This is a genomic window from Sphingomonas sp. SUN019, assembly GCF_024758705.1.
GTDB lineage: Bacteria > Pseudomonadota > Alphaproteobacteria > Sphingomonadales > Sphingomonadaceae > Sphingomonas.
This window is the reverse complement of record NZ_CP096971.1, coordinates 1,077,756-1,099,838: the sequence shown is the minus strand read 5'-3', so window position 1 is coordinate 1,099,838 and position 22,083 is coordinate 1,077,756. Positions and strand designations below refer to the sequence as shown.

The following is a 22,083-nucleotide window of genomic DNA, read 5'->3' as shown; positions in this document are numbered from 1 at the left end:
CGAGCGCTTCCGCCAACAACGGCGGCACTGCGTTGCCGACCTGCGTGAACCGTGGGCAAGCGTCCTTTCTGCGACTCCCGCCCGTCGTGTATGGCCCCTTGAACGAAAACCAATCCGGGAATGATTGCAGCCGTGCGTGTTCGCGCACGGTCATGGCGCGAGGTTGGGCGTAGTGGATGAGGTCGTCAGGCAGCGTGCTAATTGTCGGGGATGTAGCCGCCGGGTCGAGCGGAGTAGTCGATCGCTTGCGGATGCCCAGTCGCTCGCGATCGCTCGGCCGTAGGCACACTCCCCGTTCGCAACTATCAAGGATGTCCCGCATGCGGCTCGTTGCAACGGCGCTGTGCCGGGGCAGGCGCAGGTCGCTTGGGGCAAGCGGAGCATCTTCCCTCATGAGCCGTTGATAAGGCGAGAGCGCATCAACCGAACGGCGAAGTGACTTGAAACCCAAGTGGCCCCATTCAGCGTCGGGCGCTGTTTCCGTGCCGCCTTCGTCAAGGTCGGAAATCGCATCGAGTGCGCTCGTATGCCCCGGACCTAGCCCGCGCTTCGCGAGGAAAGCCTTTCGTGCGACGCGCAGCCGCTCCATCGGGTCTATCCCCGGCAGGCTTCCTCGTGGCGCAGCGATCAACACAAACCGGGGACGGCGCTGGGGCACGCCCCAATCCGACGCGCGCAGGATTTCTGCCCATGTCTGGTAGCCCAACGATTCCAGCTGGCGCCGGGCAAACTCACTGTACGTCCCGCCCGTGCGGTGCTTCATTGACTGGAAGCCCACGACGTTTTCCAATAGAACCAAGCGTGGCCGCACGGCCTCGACATAGCGGAGGTAGACATCGACCATCTGGCTTCGTGGATCATCGGGCCTTCGGAGGCCGTTCATGCTGAAGCCTTGGCACGGCGGCCCCCCTGCGATCAGGTCGACGTGTCCGCTGAGGCTCGAAAGCTGCGTCGAGAAACGGGTCAAGACCTCCTGTGCTGCCCACGGCTGCTGAGGTAGCCAGTCGGGCCAGTCGTGAATTGTGCCTTGACCGTGGAGAAGGTTCGACTTGTAGGTAGCGAAGGCATCAGGATGAGCCTCTACCGCGAACCTAGATGTCCAGCCCGCATGATTGAGTCCAAGTGACAAGCCTCCACATCCTGCAAATAGGTCGATGAAGGTTGCAGTTGTCACTCGATCCAGACCCCTTTTTCGCCGCATAGGCGGCCTGGACACCCGGCGTCCAGGAGGGGGTGCTATCGAGTCAAGTTTTATTTTTCGTGTTGCATGTCGGTAACACGCCTTTTCGGGCGTTCTCCCTTGCGCCCCGCGTTGGTTCGGCGGACTTGCAATCGTCTCGCCCGACACGCGAAATATGGCTTTCGAATTAATGCTTGGTGGAGTTGGCACCTGCGGGCAAGCCCGCACCGCGCTCTACTCCGCAATCCCGTCTGCGCGGGCTTGCTCCACCGAGCCGCCTGCGGCGTCTCAGCCTATCGGTGACGATCGCTGGCGCAAGGGGAGCAGGCGGCCGGAAAATGAGCGGGGGGCTCTAAGGACGCGCTCTTTCCCGCGCTGCGCGCTCCTGAGGGCGCGGCGTTTTCGTGCTGACCCGCTGGCGCTCTCGCCTCTCTCCTTACGGACGGGCGGCGGTCTCGCGCTCGCTGCGACCGGCGGGGCTGCGTCTGCGGCGCAACACCCTTGGTCTCCGCTCGGCTCGCCGCCACGCCGTCCGCCGCGTCGCGCCGTTGCGAGAGCGCCGTTGTTCGTTGAGGCGCCTTCGGCGCATTGATCGGTGAACCCGTCCAGCGGGTTCGCTGTCCTTGTAAGCTGCGGAGATCGGGCCAGGGCTGCGCCGTCCCGATCGCGTCTGGTCGTTGCACTCCCCGTCATTGGGGTGGGCGGTCGCTTCCTTTAGGCCCGCCGCGCCGGGCCGCAACGGGCGTTGCCCGTCCTCCACTTCGTTCCGGCCCTTTGGGTGCTGCCCGGCTCCGTCGGCGGGCCTGCCGGTCGCTCTTTCGCCGCCCACCCCATTCCGGGGGGTGTGTGGTTTTAGAAGGAGAAGTGTGATGAACGCTGCCATTCAAACCGCAGCCGTTGAGCCTGTGTCGGGCGTCGAAATCTTCGTGCCGCTGAACAAGCTTAAAAAGTCCCCCAAGAACGCGCGCAAGGTGCCGCACAGCGAGGCGACCATCGAGGCGCTGGCGGGGAGCATCCAGCACAAGGGCATGATCCAGAACCTTGTGATCGAGCCGGAGGTCCGCGAGGACGGCAGCCCGACCGGCTGCTATCTCGTTACCGCTGGCGAGGGCCGCAGGCTGGCGCAGTTGCTTCGCGCCAAGCGCAAGCAGATCAAGAAAACGCAGCCGGTCCGCTGCTATCTCGACACCGAGAACGACCCGGCGGAGATCAGCCTGGACGAGAACGTCACCCGCGAGGCGATGCACCCGGCAGACCAGTTCGAGCGGTTCCGCGAGTTGTCCGAGAACAAGGGTTGGGGCGCGGAGGAGATCGGCGCGCGGTTCGGCGTGTCGGTCAATGTGGTGAAGCAGCGGCTTCGCCTTGGCGCGGTTTCGCCCAAGCTGTTGCAGGTCTATCGTGAGAACGGCCTGACGCTCGATCAGCTTATGGCGTTCGCCATCGCCGAGGACCACGCCCGGCAGGAGCAGGTGTTCGAGAACCTGCATTACAACCGCGAACCGTGGATCATCCGCCGGGACATGACGGCGGGCAACGTCCCCGCCAGTGATCGCCGCGCGGCGTTTGTCGGCATCGACGCGTATGTCGAGGCGGGCGGCACCATCATCCGCGACCTGTTCAGCGACGATAGCGGCGGGTTCTTCGAGGATGCGGGCTTGCTCGATATGCTCGCCGTGGAGAAGTTGCGCGAGATCGCGGGCGAGGTGAAGGGCGAGGGCTGGAAATGGGCCGAGGCGCATATCGACTATCCCCACGCCTACGGCTTCCGGCGCTTCTACCCGCAGCCGGTCGCGCTGTCCGATGAAGACGAGGCGCGGTTTGAGGCGGCGTCGGTCGAGTATGACCAGCTTGTCGAGGGCTACGACTCGCTGGACGAAATGCCCGAGGACGTGGCGGCTAAGGTCGCGGCGCTGGACGCCGAGATTGATGCCATCAGCGCCAAGCGTTCCGCCTACGACCCGTTGGTGATCGCCAACGGCGGCGTGTTCGTCATCCTCAATCACGACGGTGCGGCGCGGATCGAGCGTGGGTTCGTTCGGCCCGGGGACGAGGCGCTGGCGGACCCGCAGCCCGAGCCGGGAGCCGAGGGCGATGTAATGACCGGCGAGGACGAGCAGCCCGAGGAGGGCGACGAGGACGTGCAGGAGATCGGGGAGGAGGACGAGGAACCGGGCAAGCCTATTTCCGACAGCCTCACCCGCGACCTGTCCGCCTACCGAACGCTGGCCTTGCGTGTGGCGCTTGGCGAGCGGCCCGACCTGGCTATGATTGCCCTGACCCACACGCTGACGGCGCAACTGTTCTACAGCTACGCGGAAGCCGGTTGCCTTGAGGTTCGCCCGACCGTGACCCCCTTGGGGAGTCATGCGGACGGGATCGACGACACGGCGCTGGCGGCGCGGGCGAGCGAGGCGCATGAGGCGTGGGCCGAGCGGATGCCGCGTGACGTGGCGGACCTGTGGGGCTTCGTCGTCGGGCTGGACGAAGAGCGGCGGACGGCGTTGCTCGCGCATTGCGCTTCCCGCACCGTCAATGCGCTGCGGCTGCCGTGGGACCGCAAGGCAAGGGCGTTGCAGACCGCCGACCGGCTGGCGACCGCGTTGGCGCTGGACGTGGCGAAGGACTGGACGCCGACGGTGGACAGCTACCTTGGCCGCGTCACCAAGGCGCATATCGTAGAGGCTGTGACCGAAGGCGTGTCCGAGGATGCCGCCCGCCGCATCGCGGATATGAAGAAGCCGGATATGGCGGAGGCTGCCGAGCAGCTTCTGGCCGGAACCGGCTGGCTTCCCGCCGCGCTGCGGACGCCGGGGCCGGAGCAGGCCGAGGTGGTGGAAACCGAGGGCACGGGAGCCGAGGTGCAGCCGTCCGACGCGGAGGCACCCCCTTCCAAAGCGGAAGACGGCGAGGTGTCTTACGCGGTTGCCGCCGAGTAACGGCATCGGGCCGGGGTCGCGCGAGCGGCCCCGGTTCCTTCACCCCGACATAAATCGGCCGCGCGCCCGGACGGCGCGCGGCCGATCGTCATGGAGCGAAACGGCGCGCTCGCCGGGCCACGGCCCGGCTCGCGCGAAAGGGTCAGGCGGGGCGCAGCCCGATCAGGATCACGTTCGCGCCGAGCAGGCAGACCGCGGCGCCAATTGCATCCCAGCGATCGGCGCGCGGCCTCTCGACCGACCACAGCCCGATCAGCGGCGCGACATATACGCCGCCATAGGCGGCGTAGGCACGGCCCGCCGCTGCGCTGTCCACCAGCGTCAGCAGACACGCGAACGCCGCCAGCGAGGTGAGGCCCGGCACGATCCAGATCATCGACTTGCCGGACCGGAGCCACGCCCAGAACGCGAAACACCCGGTGATCTCCGCGACCGCAGCGGCGACATAGCCGAACGGCGTCGTCATCCAGCTAGACCTCCTCTGTGTCGGCCAGCCCCGCAGGCATCGACACTTCCCGTCGCACCGACACCGTCAGGCCAACTATGCTCCGCGTCATCGCCTTGGCGCTGTCCGTCAATCTCTGGCGTTAGCTCGCCGTTGCGCCCGGCAGGATGCGCCGATGGAAGAACCTGCCGTTGCCGGCCGTGGCGTCGATGCTGCATCTATGTCGCTGTCCTTCCTCGCGCGCCACCACGCGGCCTCTCGATTGGCTTGGTCTAACCGGGGCCAGCTTCGCCTCAAACCGGCCTGGCGCAACGGCAGCGCGCGGCTTTTTTCCGCCGCCTTCGGCTTTGCATCGCGAAGCAAAAAAGCCGCGCGCCGCCGTCCTCCACTGCGTTCCGGCCGCGAGCGGTGCGCGTCCGATCGTCCCCGCTTCACCGATCGCCATCGAGGCCGCGGTGGTCGTGGCCCGAGAACGAAAGGAACTTCGACATGGCGATCATCGGCACCTTCACCCTCGCCGCCAACGGCAACTTCACCGGCACCATCAAGACTGCCTTCCTCAACCTCAAGACGACCATCCGCCCGATCGACAAGGACAGCGACAAGGCGCCCGACTATCGCGTCACCGTCGGCACCTTCGAGTTCGGCGCGGGCTGGAAGAAGACGAGCCGCGAACAGCGCGACTATGTGTCGGTCAAGCTGGACGATCCGAGCTTCTCATCTCCGGTCTACGCGATGCTGGTCGAGACCGAGACAGTCGGCGAATACGCGCTGATCTGGTCGCGGCCCGCCCCGGCCAAGAAGCGCTGACCGGATCGCGACGCCCCGCCTTCACCGGCGGGGCGTTCGTTCTGCTGCGCAGCGCCGATTAGCTGATCGAGCATCGGCAATGGCTCGGCGTCGCGCTGGCAGACTGCAATGTAGATGGCGGCTTCTAGCTGTTCGGCTTGGACGCAGAAGGGGTTTCAAGAGATGGTGCGAGCGCCTTGATAATGCGGCAATCAGCCACGGTATTCCGCGAGCAGGAGTCGATTATGGCATCCAGCTCGCTCGCGAGTGCTGTCAGATTCGCGATCTTGCGCGCAATGGCGTCGCGTTGCTGGTTCGCAATCACGTCCACGGCCATGCGGGATTGATCGCGCCGATCGGCCAGTCCCATCAGCTCGCGCACCTGGTCGATCGAGAAGCCAAGATCGCGGGCACGACGGATGAAGGACAAGCACCGCAGATGTTCTTGTTCATAGGTCCGGTAATTGGCGGCCGAGCGCGTCGGTGCGGGTAGCAGCCCAATTTGTTCGTAATAGCGGATCGTTTCGACCTTGGTGCCGGTCGCACTCGCCAGTTTCCCGATCGTCAGTTTCTCAACCACGGCGCTTGACCCTCTAGCGACCACAGGGTGCATTGCAGCGGCTCCGACCCGTTGTGATGACGGCGCTGGTCGCGTCGCTGGGATTCTTGCCGATGGCGCTGAGGCATGGCGCGGGGGCCGAGGTCCAGAAGCCGCTCGCGACCGTCGTGATCGGCGGTCTCATATCGGCGACGCTACTGACCTTGTTCGTGTTGCCGACGCTCTATGCGCGGTTCGGCCGCCGCGAGCTGCCCGCAGTGTCCGCTCAAGAAGGCGGGAACGTTGAACCGGCACGCGCGGCGCTTTTGCCGTAGAAGGCAGTGATTACCCGCCCATTAGCTTATCGTTGGCGATTATGTTGAGGCGCGGTGTTCCTTGCGCGCGGCTTCCCATACTTCCCGTGCCGCGTCTGCGTTCATCAGCGCAATGGCAAGCCCGACGATCAGATCGGGCCAAGCCGAGCGCCATAGCGTCGCGGTGACGATGCCGGCCGCGATAATCCCCACGTTGGCGAGTGCGTCGTTGCGCGCCGATAGGAACGCCGCCCGCGTCAGGCTTCCGCTATGATGACGGAAGCGAGCGAGCATGAAGGCACACGTCAGGTTGACGGCGAGCGCGCCTAGCCCGGCGAGGGAGAGGGGCAAAGGATCGGGAGCAATGGGCACATTGAACTTCGCCCATGCGGTCCAGATCGTCGCAAGGCCCGGCACGAGCAGGATCAGCGCCAGCCCCATGCCGACGCGGGCGCGATTCCGGGCCGACCACCCGAGGGCGGCGAGGATCAGGAGATTGACAGAGGCATCCTCTAGGAAATCGACCGAGTCAGCGAACAGCGACACCGATCCGATCGCAGTAGCGACCGCGAACTCGATACCGAAATAGGCGAGGTTCAGGAGTGCGACGAGACGAACCACCGGGCGTAAGCCGGATGTAAAGATTGCAGCATCTTGGTCCATGTTCACGTCCTTACCAGCGAGCGGGTGCGCGATCGTTGCGCGCAGCAGGCCCAGACACATCATGCCCGATGGAGTCGGTGCCTTATTTGTTCGGAGCGACTACCGCGCCGAGCTTAAAGGTGCAGCAGTTTTGGACCTTGAAACGACCAGCTCGTTGTATTGGAACAGACCCGAGATCGCAGCGGCACGGACGGTCAAGTTTTTTCGGAATCGGTCGGTTCGGGTGAGCACCCGCCGACAAGCAGACAGGCAAGCGCAAGTCGGACCAAGCGCATTTCGGCCTATTCGATCCGCTTGGCGGCCATCTGATAGGCGGCGGCAACACTCGTCTGCACGGGTTTTCCGTCGCGCAGCACCGTCAGACGGGCACCCGGCGCGGTGTTATCGGCCGAGGCGCTGACCCGGTAGGTCCAAGGGGCTTTCCGAAACTCATAGACCTCATGGCCAGGGTCGGCGGGGACGAGCCGGCCACCATGAACCACTGTCGACGGGGCGCTCGTTGCGCCCCCGCCCACATCGACTATCTTGCCCGGCTTGGCATAATCGAAACTGCGATAGGTGTAGCTGCCACCTTCGTCCGCGATCACCAGCACCGATCGCTTGCCGTCGACCAGCAGAACACGCCCCCGCGGCTCCCAGCGACATTGGGTGGACTCCGCCTTGTCGGTGATGCCGCTGAGCGTCGGCAAGGTGGTCGTGTCCGCATCGCCCAGCATACCAGGATTGATCGAGTGGACGGATCCGAACGCGCTTCCGTCCGGTCGCTCGATTGCGCGCATGATCTGCCCCGCGCCCGGATCGTCGTCGCCGAGTCGCACCGTCTCGCGTGTCGTGCGGAAATCTGGCTTGCGATAGGTCCACAGCGTCGACAGGCCCTTGGCGTTCGGTGTCGTCACCATCTTGATCCGATCACCGCCCACGCCATCGCAGAGGAAGAGGACCGGTTCCCATTGGTCCTCGACGCGCTGGTAGGCCGCGTTAAACAGCGCGCTTGGCGCGGGCTTCGCGCGGGGCAGCGAAACGCCAGCGGCATTGGTGCCGGCAGTCGCGTTCGAGCTGGCGTCCGGCCCGGCCGCACCGGCACCGGATGGCGAGGGCGACGCCGCCTGATTGCCGCGCTCCGGCGAAGCGGCATCAGCGCTGACGTCGTTCGAAGACGAACCGCATCCCGCGAGAGCAAAGACCAATATTAAGGCGACTGATGGCCGACAGCGTTCCGTCATCATGTTTTCCTCGCACTATTTGTTAACACCGTCCCGAGAGCGGCCCAGGTTAGAATTTCGCGTGAGGAGCGCCGTCCCCCGATACCGGCTTGATCGACGAGGTTCGCATCTCGATTTCGCCTTTGCTCATTTCAACAACGCGCGGAGACCATTGTCGCCTTGCAGAGCTGGCGGGCGATCATCGCCGGCGACGAGATTGTGGCGGCGAACTGCGAGGCGATCAAGGGGTGCAGCAAGGCGGCGATAAAAGCCCGCGAGGCGGTGCGATGCTCGATCAAAATAGAGAATACCCAATAACCATCAGGGGTTATCCGGCGATGAAGAAAGAAGAAGTCTAGCGGATTGTAAAGCTGGGATCGACCTGAGAAGCCGGTGCTACCTCGTCGTCCGGTGTTTGTTCAAAACCACCCGCGATGGTGTCGCCGCAGGGAGTCTCGGCGTTTGGGTGAACACGTAGATGATATCGTCCACGGCGCCACAGCCTGTCCGGCGTGAACCTCCATTCAGTCTCCTCGATCGTAAGTTCGGCGGTGCCTGGAACCCGCAAGCCCCATGCGTCAACTACCGCGATCAAATTGCGGGCGTGAAAATCCATTCTCGTGTCGAGCGCAACCCGCAGCGGGTCGCGCGTCGCCGATCGCAGGGCCATTATTCGCCAGCGAGCAGGCTCGGGCGCTTGGCATCCTCCAACGACAACCGTCCATGATTTGAGCGTTTCGCCGCCGAACGCAAGATCGACCCGCTCTCCCGGGATCAGGGCAAAACCTTGATCGCGGTTCGCGATCAGACCGGATTTTACGCGCGCGGGATCAAGGAGCAAGGTCAGCACCTGGCCATCGGGTGACCACAAATCCTGTTGCAGGAAGGCTCCTGCAATCGGCGTTCCCGTCCGGTCGTACAGCAGTGCGTCGGCAACGGTCATCGCTTCCGGCGGCTGCGCGAAGACAATGGTAATCCGCAACACCCGTTCGGGCAGAGTTGGCCCGGAGGGATAGACGGCCGCTGGCCGGACCACGGACATCCGACCAGCAGGGTCACGCACGCCGGTCATCGTCTGACTGCCGGTTCTCATTCTTTATCCAGGCTTGCGAATAAGGTCAGGATAGCCCTCGTCCACCTTGAGCATGTTCTGCATCGGCAAGGTGTTTTTAACTTGGTTTGGATCGGAATAGGCGTAGTCCGGAAACAGATATTCCGACACGTCGAAATCGGAGAGGCGAAAAACCAGAGTCTTATTGATCGATACGAGCTGGGCTTTACCGGTGGCCAGATCGCGTCGCAAAGCCACAAGGAATTTCTGATCCTGATCAGCGATTCGGATCACGCCGGCAGTCGCGGCACCGATATGCTTCACGCCGGCGATTTCACCAAACGGGGTTGGTGCTGAATGACCCGGTCCGGCATTAGCCTCCCCAACGGAAGACATTGGTACGATGCTCGACTCGCGAAAGAGATTCGCGACCATCAGATAGCTTTCCGGCTTCTGCGTCTGAAAATTGAAGGCGCTATAATTAATCAGGTTCACCGGAATGCCGGCATAGCCCATCTCGGCGATCGTCTTCCCTTTTACATGGGCGCCGTCTTTGAGTGCTTCGAGCGGGATCGTGACGAGCGGCGTGCAAAGATAGGCGGCGACTAGATAAGGCGATCCGCCGAGGTCGGCGAAAGTCATCGCGCGGATCGGCGCACGCGTCTCCATTTGATTATGAACGGTGTGGTACATCTCTACCGAGATCATCTCGGCCTTTGCATCGAACGGGTATGGAAGAATGCGTAGCGTCGAAGCAAAATCCTGGTTCGACAGGCCAGCGAGATACAGCTTGCCGTTACGCCAAACCATGTCGGTCACCGTGAAGCTCCGACCCGGAATTTTTCCCCAGAAGGTCAATTCTTTGGAAGGCGACGCATCGAGCGCGGCGCTCGTTGATTTGAGTGCGGCAAGATCGAGCGGACGCACTTTTCCGTCCGCCGTGACGGCAACGATGCCCGGCATTTTCTTTGGCCCCAGCGACAGCGCGACGTACACTTCGGAGCTGCCCGCGCGAGCGGTCATATCTTCCAGCACGAAGGATTCATCGCCGAATGCGTTCCGGAGCGGTGTGTCGAGATCGTCGATATTGAACGAAGCGCCCGTCGCGGGCGCAGCGCTCGCTACGCTAAGCGCGTGGACCTTCGAGTTGACCCAATCGGCAACAAAGAGCGTGTTGTTCGGACCAAAGGCTATTCGGGAAACGGAGCCGATCGAACCAGTTTTTTGCACGATTCCAGCCTTTTTTGATTTCGCAGTCGCCGCGATCGCTCCGAACGATGCAACCGTACCGATGGCCCCCGCGAGAACGGTGCGGCGCTTGACGTGGTTCATTTCCGCTTTCTCCGATTTGAACGAACGGTGAATTGTCGACGAAAACGTCCTTCAGCCTTGGCTCTCGATCGACGCGAATTACCAAGCACGCCAATCTGCGATATCATATACTGGACTTATAAGTCTAGTATATGACGGAACATTGAAAAGAATGCCTGATGCCATCTTGAATGAGCGGTCGCCGAGGGGGCGACCGAAAGACGCCAAGAAGCGCATGGCGATCCTGAGCGCCGCCAAAGCCATGTTTTTTGTCAAGGGGTTCGAGGCTGTCTCGATGGAAGCCGTGGCCGAACAAGCCGGCGTGGCGCGGATGACGATCTACAGTCACTTCAACGATAAGGAGGCGCTATTCACGGCCGTCGTGCAGAGACAGGCAGCGCTGCTTTCGCAATCGCTGACCAATCTCTCTCTGGCCGATGTCAACGAAAACGCAGATAGCGTGACCCGAATGGCCGCCGATCTCACCGCTTTCGGTTTGTCTTTGCTTGCCTTTCTATCCGACGCCGAGACTCGGTCCTTCAACCGACTGATCGACACTCAGGCGCGCCTGTTTCCTGGGTTGGCCAAGGCGTTCGTCGATTCCGGCCCGAAAGCCGTCATGGCCCGACTGTCGGAGCGTTTGGCATCTGCTTCGCAGCACGGCGTCGCGCGGATCGACGAACCGGATCGCGCGGCCTGCCAGTTCATAGGAATGCTCCGCAGCATCGAAGCGTTGGCGACCTTGGCCGGCTGGACCGGACAACCCGACGATGGGCGTATCCGGACGCATGTCGAAGACTGCGTTGATCGGTTTATGCGCGCCTTCGGCTGAATGCTTTAATCGATGCTATTGATGACGATTCTAAACCGAGCTTCGATGGGGATAGGCGTTGCCCCTCCCTCGTTTTGGATGGAGCTGGCTAACGGGCGAGACACACCTCCCCTGACCAGAGGTTAGTGATGATCGCCGCTGGCTTGTCAGAGTCGAGTAAGCCGTTGAGTGGCCCGGCGCTGAATTCGCTTCCGAGACTCGATCGGGTGATTTTGTAATCATAGGCGTCGAGTGTCGATCGACTTGCACCCGGCCCGACACCGGCCATGGTCGTGATCGAGCCCTTGGCGCGTCCATCCAGCGACCACCCTGCAAATTTATCGTTGCGGAACGTGAGTCCGAGGCCGTCGGCCCAGTTCGCATAGTCTGCTCCGCAGTCGGCATTTCGACCTTTCGCCGCTTCGCCGCGGAGGGGCTCGAGAACAGCAAGGACATCGCTTTTTCCAAGCCCGAACGACAAGGCTCGAGTCGCGCCGGTACTGGCGTCAACCAGCCGCAATCCGTCACCGTCGACCGACAACTTCACGTTGGCAGCGCGGCGATCCCTAGCGACAGTCGCCGCGCCGTTCGGTAGTTCAGCGGCATTCTTGGCGTCAATCGGCTCGGACGCATCTCCATTTTCCATCGGCGCATTCGGATTAACCTGATTTGCAATCACCTCATTGCGCGGTTCCTGATTACAGCCCGCGACGGCGGAAAGCGTCAGCGCCCAAAGGATGTTGCTGAAGCGCAAGCGCAGCAGGCTCATCTTAGTCATTCAATCCTCCTGGAGTTTTTCTGGTCGGCAGACGCATCTTCGATCTGGGCGATTCCGCTATCCTATGAGTCGGGTAGTTCGCGATCAATCGCGCTCCTGAAGGAAGCACACCATCGTGCGAGCGGTGGTCATGGTCGTGAGTTGACCTGCGCTCTGCCTCAACCGCTCGGACAGCGGGAGATCGAGGCTCGGCGTTTGCCCACTCTCCCGCGAACGAACGATTGCTGGGGATGGTGGACACAATAGGACCGAGCAGCCGGATAGCGGCCATTCCTCTCTCGAAACCGTCCCTTGTTTGCTTCTCCGAAATCGGGCTAACTCGCGTCGAGTTTTCTGAGAACACCCTTGCTAGTCTGCTACGCCCGCGTTTTCAGCCAGATGGCCAGCCGGCGATGATGCAGAACATGACGGCATAAGGTGTTCACGCGTCCAGCTCTAAGGCGCGCGCGCTAGTCACCTGATCGCCATATGTCGCACGCGAGGCGGGCCGATCTTTGCGGGAGCTGCCGGTTAGGCAGCCGCGCATTTGTCCGACGCGCCGACCGTGTGGGCTGGCGCGCCGCGGTGCTTGGGGCTCCGCCCCCAGCGCCCTTCGGAGCGGCTTCCGCCCAGCTTCCTCCGCTGCGCTCCGTGCAGCCGGTTCCCCGCGAAGCCGCCCACTCCGGTTGCACCCCCGGTCTCGCCGACGGGCAGGGTTTCAGCGCGGCGCTTCGCTGCGCGAAACCCAAGCCCAAGGAGGCCAAAATGCACTACCAGCTTGCCACCCGGTTCGGCCGCAACGCCCACCAGATCAGCGGGCGCGAGGTGCTCGACAATGAGGCGCTCTATCGACACGTCCCGTCCATCTTCGCCCGCGAGGCACACGACAGCCGTTCCGAGCGGTATGTCTATGTGCCGACCATCGACATTGTGGAGGGGCTGCGCCGGGAAGGATGGTTCCCGTTCTTTGCCGTCCAATCCGTCCCTCGCGACGGCAGCCGCCACGGCCACGCCAAGCACATGCTGCGCCTGCGCCGGGATGATGGGATCGGCAAGCCGGAGGCCGCCGAGGTCATCATCGTCAACAGCCACGACGGGACCAGCGCCTATCAGATGTTCGCCGGGATGCTGCGCTTCGTTTGCACCAACAGCATGATCGCGGGGGAGCGGTTCGAGGAGGTCCGCGTTTCGCACAAGGGCAACATCCAGCATGAGATTATCGACGGCGTTTATACCGTCGCGGAGGACTTCCCGCGCCTGATCGACGCGAGCGAGACCATGAAGGACGTGCAGCTTTCCCAAGATGAGCAGCGTTTGCTCGCCGAGGTCAGCTTGGTCGCCCGCTACGGCGAGGACGAAAGCCCGCTCCGTCCCGAGCAGATCATCGAGCCGCGCCGCCGCCAGGATGTTGGGCGTAGCCTCTGGACGACGTTCAACGTGATTCAGGAGAATGTCGTTCGGGGCGGGTTGCAGGGGCGCAAGCGCAACGCCGAAGGCCGCATCCGCCGCAGCCAGACCCGCGCGATCAACGGCATCGACCAGAACGTGACGCTCAACCGTGCGCTCTGGACGCTTGCCGAGGGAATGCACCGCTTGAAGGCGGCGTGAGCCGCCGCCGCAGGGCCGGGCTTCCCGGCCCTGCGGAACTGCCGACCCGACACCGAACTCACCGACTCACAGATCGCGGCGGCCGCGCGTCCCAAGGTCCGCGCGGCCGCCGCTGGATTCGCGCTCGCCGGGCTGACGCCCGGCTCGCGCTTAGGAACTTTGAAGATCAGTCAGGGTCGGCTTCATCAGCGTTGGCGACAAGATCAGCCGGCGTGGCGCCAAGCGGGGACGCCAGATGGAACAGCGTCACCACGCTCGGATTACGCTTGCCGCGCTCCAGATCACTCACATATTGCTGTGTATATCCCGATAGCTCGGCAAAACGCTCCTGGGTGAAGCCCTTCTCCTTTCTCAATCGGGCGAAGTTCATCCCCACAAGGCGGCGCATGTCCATACGCGCGAGGCTGGACGATACATCCGATACGGTTTATCCCATATAAGGTGTATCGACCGCGCACTGTCATCCGTCGCTGTCAAAGGTGCATCGAACGATGCACGACTTGCGCATCACTGGCGCGAGGATTTGAGCTAAACTGGTTAACGAAGAACAGGACGTGCGCGCCATGAGCACCAGCCACTTCGACGACCGCGCGCCGGAAGTATCGCAACTCACGGCCTATGATGAAAGTCACCTCATCGACTATTTGCGCTTGCTCGACGCGGACGCCGAAGGTGCCGACTGGCGCGAGGTCGCTGCGTCTATTCTTGGCGTGGACGCCACCGCCGATCCGCACAAGGCCAAGGCGATGCACGCTAGCCATCTCGCCCGCGCCCGCTGGATGACAGAAGTCGGCTACGCCCATCTTCTCGGATGCAATGCGCCGCTAACCCGTTAATCTTTGGTCCGTTTTGGAGCAACTGGATCACCAATGCCGCCGCGTTGTCGGCATGGTTGTGCGCGGTCTTGGCGCTATCGCGCAAAGCTGGTTATTCCATTCTCGCACCTCTTACCCGCGCGAAGCGCGGCCTGGAGGTAGCAATGCCAACGCCGCAACGACGGCGCCAGCGACGCGACGGCGGTCTGTCCGACGCGATCGGGCGCGCCGACATAGCCGCCGAGTTCCTTCGGCGAAACCGGACATATCGCGCCGAACACGCGCAGATGCAGCAACGCATCGCGGACGGCGCCGTCGCGAAGAACGCCGCCGAGGCGGCGTTCGCGCGGCGCTGGGGGTTGTCCTTTCGCCACTGCGCCGGATAACCTTGCAGACCCGGTTGTTTGGCGCCCGGAGCTGACCGCCGTCACGGTTATATTCGACGCCGCACCGGATGGATTCGAGATCGCCGCTCCGGTCGACCCGCGCGCGCTCGGCGCGTTGCTCGCCGACCTGGCCGGGGTCGAGGGACGCCATGTCATCGTCGCCGATGCGGCGGGCGAGCATCGGTTATGGCTGCGGGATCCGACGCCGGGCCGACCGCTCGCGGCCGTCGTCCCGCTCGATAAAGATTTCATCACCCGCATCGCCAGCCTGCTGCGCTTCCATCGCCGCCTTCTCGGCCGGGCGGCGGGGCCGCTGCCTCGTGGCTGGCCGCTTACCGCCTATCGGCTGGCACGCCTCGACCTGATGCTCCGCGCGCTCGACCTGCGCCACGGCGGCGCAACCTACCGCGAGATCGCGGCCGAGCTGGGGCGCGACGACGCGACCAAGCTGTCCGCCAGCGACTGGAAAATGTCGGCGTCACGCTCATTCGTGGTGCGCCTGGTTCGCGACGGCATCGCCATGATGAACGGTGACTACCGCAAAATCCTCCGTATCCGCTGATCCGAGCCCCATGCGGGATACCCTTTAGGGGGTGGTCGCATCCGTGCAGCCGCACATCTTCATACCCCACCCGACCGCCTTCCTTCTGACAATTACGCCTCCTGCCGCCACTGCCCGCAGGAGCCGTCACTTGTCCGATACGCCCACCAACCTGCCGCCCCGCTTCCTGCGCACGCCGGAAGCCGCGCGCTTTCTCGGCCTGTCCGGCCGCACCCTCGAAAAGCACCGCTATTTCGGGACAGGCCCGGCATACCGCCGGATCGGCGGCCGGGTGGTCTATTCGGTCGATGATCTGCGCGCCTGGGCCGACATCGGCATCAAGCACTCGACCTCCGATCCGGGACAGGACGACCTCATGCCGCGCGCGGATTCGGCCATCGCCCGGAGCCGGCGATGACCGTCCTGCCGTCGCCCATGCGGCATCGCCAGCCGTCCGACGACGGCATGACCCGCGTCGAGTTGACGTGGATCGAGAAGCGGATCGAGCACTGGATCAGGTTCGGCCGTGTCGCGGTCGACGAGATCGTCGATCGCCGCCGCCGCATCGTCCGCTTCCGCCCCGGCGCGATCTTCGCGTTCGTCCGCTGGGCGGCGAACGACTACGGCACGGTCAGCTCGCGCATCGACATCGTGCGCGCGGTCGGCGCGAACGAGCCGTTTACGACGCTCCCGTTCGTGCGGCCGGGCGGGAACATCCTGCTCAAGATCGAGGGCTGGCCCAAGGTCAGCCAAGTGCTCGCCGCGATCGACGCGACCGAGGCGGCCGGCGTCGATCCCTGCGACGCCGCGCCGGATCATTGGCGGCACGTCCACAACCGCATCGCTGCCGGACAACCGCCGCGCCCCTACACGCTGGAGCGCCATCGCGCCTGGCTCAAGCGCCGGGAGATCGAACGATGAGCCGCCGGACATGGGCTATTGCGACGGCCTCCGCCGCGTCGCTGTTCGGCGCGTCGTGCGCCGCGATTGCGGTGCTCGACCCGCTGCCGCGCGTCGTCTGGAACGCCAGCGCGAGCGCGCCGATCGGGCTCTATCGGATCGAGCCGCTTCCCGATCCGCCGAACCGAGCATTGGTCGCCGTGACGCCGACACCGGCGCTGGCGCGATGGCTGGCGGAGCGCAGCTATCTCGGCGAGCGCGTGCCGCTGCTGAAGCATGTTGCGGCGCGGCCAGGGCAGATCGTGTGCCGCATCAACGCAGTGGTGAGCGTCGATGGGCGGCCCGTCGTCGTCGCCCGGCAGCGTGACGGCCGGGGCCGGCCGCTGCCGGTCTGGCAAGGCTGCCGAACGCTGCGCGCCGGCGAGTTGCTGATGCTCAACCCCGAGCATGCCGACAGCATGGACGGTCGATATTTCGGTCCGCTGCCCGCCTCGACCGTGCTCGGCCGCGCCGTCCCGATCCTAACCCGCGACTCCCCGACCGCGCCGCTCGTGTGGCGCTGACCCGCTTTCCCAACTGCCAACCCAAAGGAGATTCCCATGCAGATCGGCAGCTTCTTCCGCACCGCCAACGGCTACGAAGGCATCATCGAGACGGCGACGCTCGACATTCGTATCTCGATCGTACCCGCCGAGCAGAGCGACGCCGACAAGGCGCCGGACTGGCGCGTCCACCGCGGCGATGGCGAAGGCCCGGAGATCGGCGCGGGCTGGAACGAGACCGGCGAACGCGCGGGGGATTACGTCTCGCTGCGCATCGACGATCCCGCTTTCGCGCAGCCGATCCGCGCCGCGCTGTTCCAGAGCACCGCCGACAAGTCGGCTTGGTCGCTGCGTTGGAACCGCCCGCCGAAGTCGCGCGAGCAGGACTGAGCCCGTGCGCTTCCCACTCATCCCTCTGTTCGCGGGAAAACCGTCTCATCCCTTCGTCCCGCTCTGTCGCAGGCCGGCCGGGGCGCGCAGCGAAGGTCAAGGGCGGCCGAAGGCCGGCGCTTCGCGCGCACCCTTTACCGCAGCGAGCACGCTGGCAGGCTGGCGGTGGAGCAGAGTCGGATCGGCGGTCGTTGTTGCCGTTTTCCTGCTGTCCGGCGGTGCGGCGTCTGTCCCGGCGTTGGCGCAAGATATGCCGGCCGCGCGATCGACGGCCATCGCACCGTATGCCGGTCATGTCGCCGAGGCCGCGCGTCGCTTCGGTATTCCCGAGGCTTGGATATGGGCCGTGATGCGCGTCGAGAGCGGTGGCAACTCCCGCGCCGTCTCGCGCGCAGGGGCGATGGGCTTGATGCAGATCATGCCCGCGACCTGGGCCGATCTTCGCGCGCGGCACGGCCTCGGTCCTGATCCGTTCGACGTGCGCGACAACATCATGGCGGGCGCGGGGTATCTGCGCGCGATGCACGACCGCTACGGTAACGCCGGGGCGATGTTGGCGGCCTACAATGCCGGGCCGGGCCGCTACGACGATTATCTGTCGCGCGGCCGTCCGCTGCCGCCCGAAACGGTCGGCTACGTCGCCCGGCTCGCGCCGATCACGGGCGCATCGGGCACGGTGGAGGTGGCGGCGACTGCTACGCCTGATCCGTTCGCATGGCGTCGTGCGGCGCTGTTCGTTCGCACCGCCAGCACCGCGGCGGAAGCTGTTGCCGCGCAGTCGGACGGCGAAGAAGCTGCGTCCGAACTGCCGACCGATCAACCGACATCGGGTGACCTTCGCTCCGTCGCTCCCTCTTCCAGCGATCCGGCCGACACGCTGTTCGTGTCCCGCGCCCGCGCGGGCCGACCGCAATGATCGGCCTGTCGCCCCCTTCATCCGTCCGAAGAAAGGGCGCTGGGAAGGAGGAAAACGGCAGAGACAGACGAGGGCAAGATATAAGCAGCGCCCCGTTCAGCCGAAAAGCCAAGGCTTTTCCGTGGCTTCACGCGGGGGCGTCGGTCGGCGCGCGTGCCGCGCGGAAGGGAAAATCCAGCAATAACAACGCCTCGAATGGCACCATAGGCCATTTTCGGCCGAAGGCCGCCCTGCCGTGAGCGAGGACAGCGAGTTCCGCGTCCGGCCGGGCAAGGCCAAGCGTAGCAAGGCGCAAGGCCGCAATGCCCGCGGCCTAGTCGCCGAAGTGCTCCGCGTCGCCGCGATCCATAGCGGCGGCCGGCGTGGCAGCGCCAGCGGCGCGCGCCGGGGCGCGCGATCGACCTTCGGCCGGGGACGCACCGCGTTCGCTCGCAGCCGCCTGTTCGGCTCGGGCCGCCGCGTCATGGTCAAGATGCTGCCCGTGACCACCCGCAGCCGGGGTGGCTGGCGCTCGGCGCCGCTGTCCGCGCACGTCGGCTATTTGAAGCGCGAAGGCGTCACCCGCGACGGCTCGCCGACGCGGATGTTCGACGCGGCCGGCGACAACGCCGACGATCGCGGTTTCACCGAGCGGTGCAAGGATGACCGGCACCATTTCAGGGTCATCGTGTCGCCCGAAGACGCCGCCGAGCTGACCGACCTGCGCGAATACACGCGCGACCTCATGCGTCAGATGGAGGCGGACCTGGGGACGCGGCTCGATTGGGTCGCGGTCGATCATTGGAACACCGACAATCCGCACGTCCATCTGCTCGTGCGCGGCGTTACCGATCAGGGCACCGATCTCGTCATCTCCCGCGATTACATCAGCCACAATCTCCGCTCGCGCGCGCAAGACCTGGCCTTCGCCGAACTAGGGCCGAAGCCGGAGCATGAGGTGCAGCGCGCGCTCGACCGCGAGGTGACGGCCGAGCGCTGGACCCGGCTCGATTCCGAGATCCAGCGCTCCGCCGACGAGCTGGGCGTGATCGACCTGCGCCCCGAGCGGCCCGGCCCGGACGATCCGCGCCTCCGCCGCTTGATGATCGGCCGGTTGCAGCATCTGGAGACGATGGGGCTCGCGGCCGAGGGCGATCCGGGCCAATGGGCGGTGGCTGAGGGCGCGGCGGCGAAGCTGCGCGAGCTGGGCACCCGCGGCGACATTATCCGCACGATCGGCGCGGCGCTCAAGGATCGCGGACAGACCCGGCCGCTCGACAGCTACGCCGTTGTCAGCGGCCCGCCCGAGAAGCCGATCGCTGGCCGGCTGATCGACAAGGGATTGCACGACGAACTGACCGGCACGGCCTATGCCGTTATCGACGGAACGGATGGCCGCACACATCATGTCCGGCTGCCCGGCATCGAGGCGCTGGAGCATAGCCCCAAGCTCGGCGGCATCGTCGAACTGCGCGGCGTCGGCCGACCCGGCGAGGAAAAGCCGACGCTGATCCTCGCCACGCGGTCGGACCTCGACCTTGCTGCACAGGTCAAGGCGCCCGGCGCGACCTGGCTCGACCATCGTCTGATCGAGCGCGGCGCCGATGTCGCGGACGGCGGATTCGGCGCGGAGGTGCGCAAAGCGATGGACGCGCGCACCGATCATCTCGTCCGCGAGGGATTGGCGCGTCGCTTCGGCGACCGCGCGGTGTTCGAGAGCGGAATGCTCGACACGCTGCGGAAGCGCGAGTTGGACTCCGTAGGCGCGAAGATCGCGGGCGAGACCGGGCTTGCCTACCGCCCCGCCGCGTCGGGCGAGAAGATCGCCGGCATCGTCCGCCAGCGTCTTGCGCTCGCATCCGGCCGCTTCGCCATGATCGACGACGGCCTCGGCTTCCGGCTCGTGCCCTGGGCCAGCACCCTCGAACAGCAGCTCGGCCGTCAGGTGTCCGGAATCATCCGCGCCGGCGGCGGCATCGACTGGACGCTCGGCCGGAAGCGCGGCCTCGGCATCTGAATCAGGAGAACTCCGTGTCCGCGACCAAGATACTTTGGGGCCAGATCATCATCGTGTTCCTGATCGTGCTCGCCGGAGTGTGGGGCGCGACGCAGTGGACCGCCGCCGCACTCGCCTACCAGCCCGAGCTGGGGCCGCCGTGGTTCGCGGCTTTCGGGTGGCGCATCTATCCGCCGCCGGCCTATTTCTGGTGGTGGTTCAGCTTCGACGCCTATGCGCCCGACATCTTTAAGACCGGCGCGTTCATCGCCGCGTCGGGCGGGTTCGTGTCGATCGCCGTCGCCATCGGCATGTCGGTGTGGCGCGCACGCGAGTTGAAGAACGCCGAGACCTACGGCTCGGCACGCTGGGCGACCGAGCGGGAGGTGCGCGCGGCCGGATTGCTGGGGCCGAACGGTGTCATGCTCGGCAGGCTCGCCCGCAACTATCTCCGTCACGACGGCCCCGAGCATGTGCTGTGCTTCGCCCCGACCCGTTCGGGCAAGGGCGTCGGCCTGGTCGTGCCGTCGCTGCTGACCTGGCCGGCATCGGCGATCGTCCACGACATCAAGGGCGAGAACTGGACGCTGACCGCCGGTTTCCGAGCGCGGCACGGCCGCGTGCTGCTGTTCGATCCGACCAATGCGGAGTCGGCCGCCTACAATCCGTTGCTGGAGGTGCGGCGCGGCCAATGGGAGGTCCGCGACGTGCAGAATGTTGCCGACGTTCTGGTCGATCCCGAAGGGTCGCTGGAGCGCCGGAACCATTGGGAGAAAACCTCCCACTCGCTGCTGGTCGGCGCGATCCTTCACGTCCTCTATGCTGAGGCCGATAAGACCCTAGCCGGTGTCGCCGGGTTCCTCTCAGACCCGGGGCGCACGATCGAGCAGACCTTGGCCGCGATGATGGCGACGCCGCACCTTGGCGATGCCGGGGTGCATCTCGTTGTCGCCAGCGCGGCGCGCGAACTGCTGAACAAGTCGGACAACGAGCGATCGGGCGTTCTGAGCACCGCCATGTCGTTCCTCGGCCTCTACCGCGATCCCGTCGTGGCGCAGGTGACGCGAGCATGTCAGTGGCGCATATCGGATCTGGTCGAGGGGGATCGGCCGGCGACGCTCTATCTGGTCGTGCCGCCCAGCGACATCTCGCGCACCAAGCCGCTGATCCGCCTCATTCTCAACCAGATCGGGCGCCGGCTGACCGAGGAGCTGACGCCCAAGGGCAATCGCCATCGCGTGCTGTTAATGCTCGACGAGTTTCCGGCGCTCGGCCGGCTCGACTTCTTCGAATCCGCCCTGGCGTTCATGGCGGGCTACGGCCTCAAGGCATTCCTGATCGCGCAGTCGCTCAACCAGATCGAGAAGGCTTACGGCCCGAACAACGCGATCCTCGACAACTGCCATGTCCGCGTGAGCTTCGCCACCAACGACGAACGCACCGCCAAGCGCGTGTCGGATGCGCTCGGCACCGCCACCGAGATGCGGGCGATGAAGAACTATGCCGGGCATCGCCTGTCGCCGTGGCTCGGGCACCTGATGGTGTCGCGGTCGGAGACCGCTCGCCAGCTTCTCACTCCCGGCGAGGTGATGCAGCTTCCGCCCGACGACGAGATCGTCATGGTGGCGGGCGTCCATCCGATCCGCGCGAAGAAGGCTCGCTACTACCAGGATCGCCGCCTGTCCGAGCGGATTGCGCGGGCGCCAGCGCCGCAGGCGGCCAAGGTCAGGCCCGACGATTGGACCGGGCGGCAGGCATCCGCCGATCCGAAGCAGGTCGCGCGCATCGTCCGTGACGCGGAGGACGCGGCCAATGGTGGGCTGCGCCGCGAGCCCGAGTTGCCTGAGCATGTCGCAATCGCGCCCGAGACCCCGCCGCCGGCGGCCCAGGAGTTCGCGATCGTCGACGACGAGCAAGACGACGCGGCCTGGCAAGCGGCGGTGCGTCGCCGGATGCAGGGGCTCGCTCGGCAGGCGTCGCTCGATCCGAGCGACGGTATCGACCTGTAGGGGA

Annotated in this window: 24 protein-coding genes and 2 pseudogenes; 16 read left to right on the top strand and 10 right to left on the bottom strand. The window is 65.1% G+C overall.

Annotated features, from left to right (window positions below):
* Nucleotide 1 precedes the first annotated feature (1 nt).
* Nucleotides 2-1,201: pseudogene (locus M0208_RS05310) on the bottom strand (DNA cytosine methyltransferase); the annotation flags it as partial.
* A gap of 848 nt (nt 1,202-2,049) precedes the next feature.
* On the opposite strand from M0208_RS05310, the gene M0208_RS05305 reads away from it, so the two are divergent.
* Complete coding sequence (locus M0208_RS05305; protein WP_258890688.1) at nt 2,050-4,116, top strand: ParB/Srx family N-terminal domain-containing protein; 2,067 nt, start codon at nt 2,050-2,052, stop codon at nt 4,114-4,116.
* 142 nt (nt 4,117-4,258) lie between these two features.
* Here M0208_RS05305 and M0208_RS05300 read toward each other — a convergent pair whose 3' ends face one another.
* Nucleotides 4,259-4,582: a YnfA family protein gene (locus tag M0208_RS05300; RefSeq protein ID WP_258890687.1), complete on the bottom strand. Its 324-nt coding sequence runs from the start codon at nt 4,580-4,582 to the stop codon at nt 4,259-4,261.
* Nucleotides 4,583-4,703: 121 nt separating this feature from the next.
* Entirely contained in the window at nt 4,704-5,006 is a 303-nt protein-coding gene (locus M0208_RS05295; RefSeq protein ID WP_258890686.1) for a hypothetical protein, read from the bottom strand.
* 44 nt (nt 5,007-5,050) lie between these two features.
* Between M0208_RS05295 and M0208_RS05290 the strand changes: the two genes are divergently transcribed.
* Nucleotides 5,051-5,371, top strand: coding sequence for a DUF736 domain-containing protein (locus M0208_RS05290; RefSeq protein ID WP_258890685.1), 321 nt, complete (start codon nt 5,051-5,053; stop codon nt 5,369-5,371).
* A gap of 124 nt (nt 5,372-5,495) precedes the next feature.
* Here the strand turns inward: M0208_RS05290 and M0208_RS05285 are convergent, their stop codons facing one another.
* Nucleotides 5,496-5,930 carry a MerR family transcriptional regulator gene (locus M0208_RS05285; RefSeq protein WP_408988079.1) on the bottom strand — a complete coding sequence of 145 codons (435 nt, stop codon included), beginning with the start codon at nt 5,928-5,930 and terminating at the stop codon, nt 5,496-5,498.
* Between the two features lie 26 nt (nt 5,931-5,956).
* On the opposite strand from M0208_RS05285, the pseudogene M0208_RS05280 reads away from it, so the two are divergent.
* Nucleotides 5,957-6,223 (top strand): annotated as a pseudogene (locus M0208_RS05280) (efflux RND transporter permease subunit); the annotation flags it as partial.
* Between the two features lie 39 nt (nt 6,224-6,262).
* On the opposite strand, the gene M0208_RS05275 reads toward M0208_RS05280, so the two are convergent.
* Nucleotides 6,263-6,925 (bottom strand): cation transporter, encoded by a 663-nt coding sequence (locus tag M0208_RS05275; protein WP_258890683.1) that lies wholly within the window; start codon nt 6,923-6,925, stop codon nt 6,263-6,265.
* 221 nt (nt 6,926-7,146) lie between these two features.
* Complete coding sequence (locus M0208_RS05270; RefSeq protein WP_258890682.1) at nt 7,147-8,091, bottom strand: hypothetical protein; 945 nt, start codon at nt 8,089-8,091, stop codon at nt 7,147-7,149.
* An 86-nt stretch (nt 8,092-8,177) separates the two neighbouring features.
* Between M0208_RS05270 and M0208_RS05265 the strand changes: the two genes are divergently transcribed.
* Nucleotides 8,178-8,426: a hypothetical protein gene (locus M0208_RS05265; RefSeq protein WP_258890681.1), complete on the top strand. Its 249-nt coding sequence runs from the start codon at nt 8,178-8,180 to the stop codon at nt 8,424-8,426.
* On the opposite strand, the gene M0208_RS05260 is transcribed toward M0208_RS05265, so the two are convergent.
* Nucleotides 8,423-9,160: a hypothetical protein gene (locus M0208_RS05260; RefSeq protein WP_258890680.1), complete on the bottom strand. Its 738-nt coding sequence runs from the start codon at nt 9,158-9,160 to the stop codon at nt 8,423-8,425. The genes M0208_RS05265 and M0208_RS05260 overlap by 4 nt on opposite strands.
* Before the next feature lie 3 nt (nt 9,161-9,163).
* On the bottom strand, nt 9,164-10,450 hold the full coding sequence (locus M0208_RS05255) for a hypothetical protein (RefSeq protein ID WP_258890679.1): 1,287 nt from the start codon (nt 10,448-10,450) through the stop codon (nt 9,164-9,166).
* Nucleotides 10,451-10,601: 151 nt separating this feature from the next.
* On the opposite strand from M0208_RS05255, the gene M0208_RS05250 reads away from it, so the two are divergent.
* Nucleotides 10,602-11,261, top strand: a complete 660-nt coding sequence (locus tag M0208_RS05250) for a TetR/AcrR family transcriptional regulator (RefSeq protein ID WP_258890678.1) — start codon at nt 10,602-10,604, stop codon at nt 11,259-11,261.
* 88 nt (nt 11,262-11,349) lie between these two features.
* Here the strand turns inward: M0208_RS05250 and M0208_RS05245 are convergent, their stop codons facing one another.
* A complete protein-coding gene (locus M0208_RS05245; RefSeq protein WP_258890677.1) occupies nt 11,350-12,018 on the bottom strand; it encodes a hypothetical protein in 669 nt (222 codons plus the stop codon).
* 744 nt (nt 12,019-12,762) lie between these two features.
* Here M0208_RS05245 and M0208_RS05240 point away from each other — a divergent pair.
* A complete protein-coding gene (locus M0208_RS05240; RefSeq protein WP_258890676.1) occupies nt 12,763-13,605 on the top strand; it encodes a DUF932 domain-containing protein in 843 nt (280 codons plus the stop codon).
* Nucleotides 13,606-13,771: 166 nt separating this feature from the next.
* On the opposite strand, the gene M0208_RS05235 is transcribed toward M0208_RS05240, so the two are convergent.
* Nucleotides 13,772-13,999, bottom strand: coding sequence for a helix-turn-helix domain-containing protein (locus M0208_RS05235; protein ID WP_258890675.1), 228 nt, complete (start codon nt 13,997-13,999; stop codon nt 13,772-13,774).
* A 169-nt stretch (nt 14,000-14,168) separates the two neighbouring features.
* On the opposite strand from M0208_RS05235, the gene M0208_RS05230 reads away from it, so the two are divergent.
* The 10 genes from M0208_RS05230 to M0208_RS05185 all read left to right on the top strand — a co-directional run bounded on the left by M0208_RS05230 (nt 14,169) and on the right by M0208_RS05185 (nt 22,079).
* Nucleotides 14,169-14,441, top strand: a complete 273-nt coding sequence (locus tag M0208_RS05230) for a DUF2285 domain-containing protein (RefSeq protein ID WP_258890674.1) — start codon at nt 14,169-14,171, stop codon at nt 14,439-14,441.
* Nucleotides 14,417-14,806, top strand: coding sequence for a transcriptional regulator domain-containing protein (locus M0208_RS18470; RefSeq protein WP_309546982.1), 390 nt, complete (start codon nt 14,417-14,419; stop codon nt 14,804-14,806). Before M0208_RS05230 ends, M0208_RS18470 begins: the two co-directional genes overlap by 25 nt.
* Complete coding sequence (locus M0208_RS05220; protein ID WP_408988137.1) at nt 14,688-15,368, top strand: DUF2285 domain-containing protein; 681 nt, start codon at nt 14,688-14,690, stop codon at nt 15,366-15,368. The genes M0208_RS18470 and M0208_RS05220 overlap by 119 nt, the downstream gene beginning before the upstream one ends.
* A gap of 130 nt (nt 15,369-15,498) precedes the next feature.
* Entirely contained in the window at nt 15,499-15,765 is a 267-nt protein-coding gene (locus M0208_RS05215; protein ID WP_015459426.1) for an AlpA family transcriptional regulator, read from the top strand.
* Nucleotides 15,762-16,268 carry a DUF2840 domain-containing protein gene (locus M0208_RS05210; RefSeq protein ID WP_258890671.1) on the top strand — a complete coding sequence of 169 codons (507 nt, stop codon included), beginning with the start codon at nt 15,762-15,764 and terminating at the stop codon, nt 16,266-16,268. The genes M0208_RS05215 and M0208_RS05210 overlap by 4 nt, the downstream gene beginning before the upstream one ends.
* Nucleotides 16,265-16,810: a S26 family signal peptidase gene (locus M0208_RS05205; protein ID WP_258890670.1), complete on the top strand. Its 546-nt coding sequence runs from the start codon at nt 16,265-16,267 to the stop codon at nt 16,808-16,810. The genes M0208_RS05210 and M0208_RS05205 overlap by 4 nt, the downstream gene beginning before the upstream one ends.
* A 36-nt stretch (nt 16,811-16,846) precedes the next feature.
* On the top strand, nt 16,847-17,179 hold the full coding sequence (locus M0208_RS05200) for a DUF736 domain-containing protein (protein WP_258890669.1): 333 nt from the start codon (nt 16,847-16,849) through the stop codon (nt 17,177-17,179).
* Nucleotides 17,180-17,330: 151 nt separating this feature from the next.
* Complete coding sequence (locus M0208_RS05195) at nt 17,331-18,095, top strand: lytic transglycosylase domain-containing protein (protein ID WP_408988136.1); 765 nt, start codon at nt 17,331-17,333, stop codon at nt 18,093-18,095.
* A gap of 235 nt (nt 18,096-18,330) precedes the next feature.
* The gene (locus M0208_RS05190) at nt 18,331-20,091 is read left to right on the top strand and encodes a DUF3363 domain-containing protein (RefSeq protein WP_258890667.1); all 1,761 of its coding nucleotides are present in this window, start codon (nt 18,331-18,333) and stop codon (nt 20,089-20,091) included.
* A 14-nt stretch (nt 20,092-20,105) separates the two neighbouring features.
* Entirely contained in the window at nt 20,106-22,079 is a 1,974-nt protein-coding gene (locus M0208_RS05185) for a conjugal transfer protein TraG (RefSeq protein WP_258890666.1), read from the top strand.
* Nucleotides 22,080-22,083 lie beyond the last annotated feature (4 nt).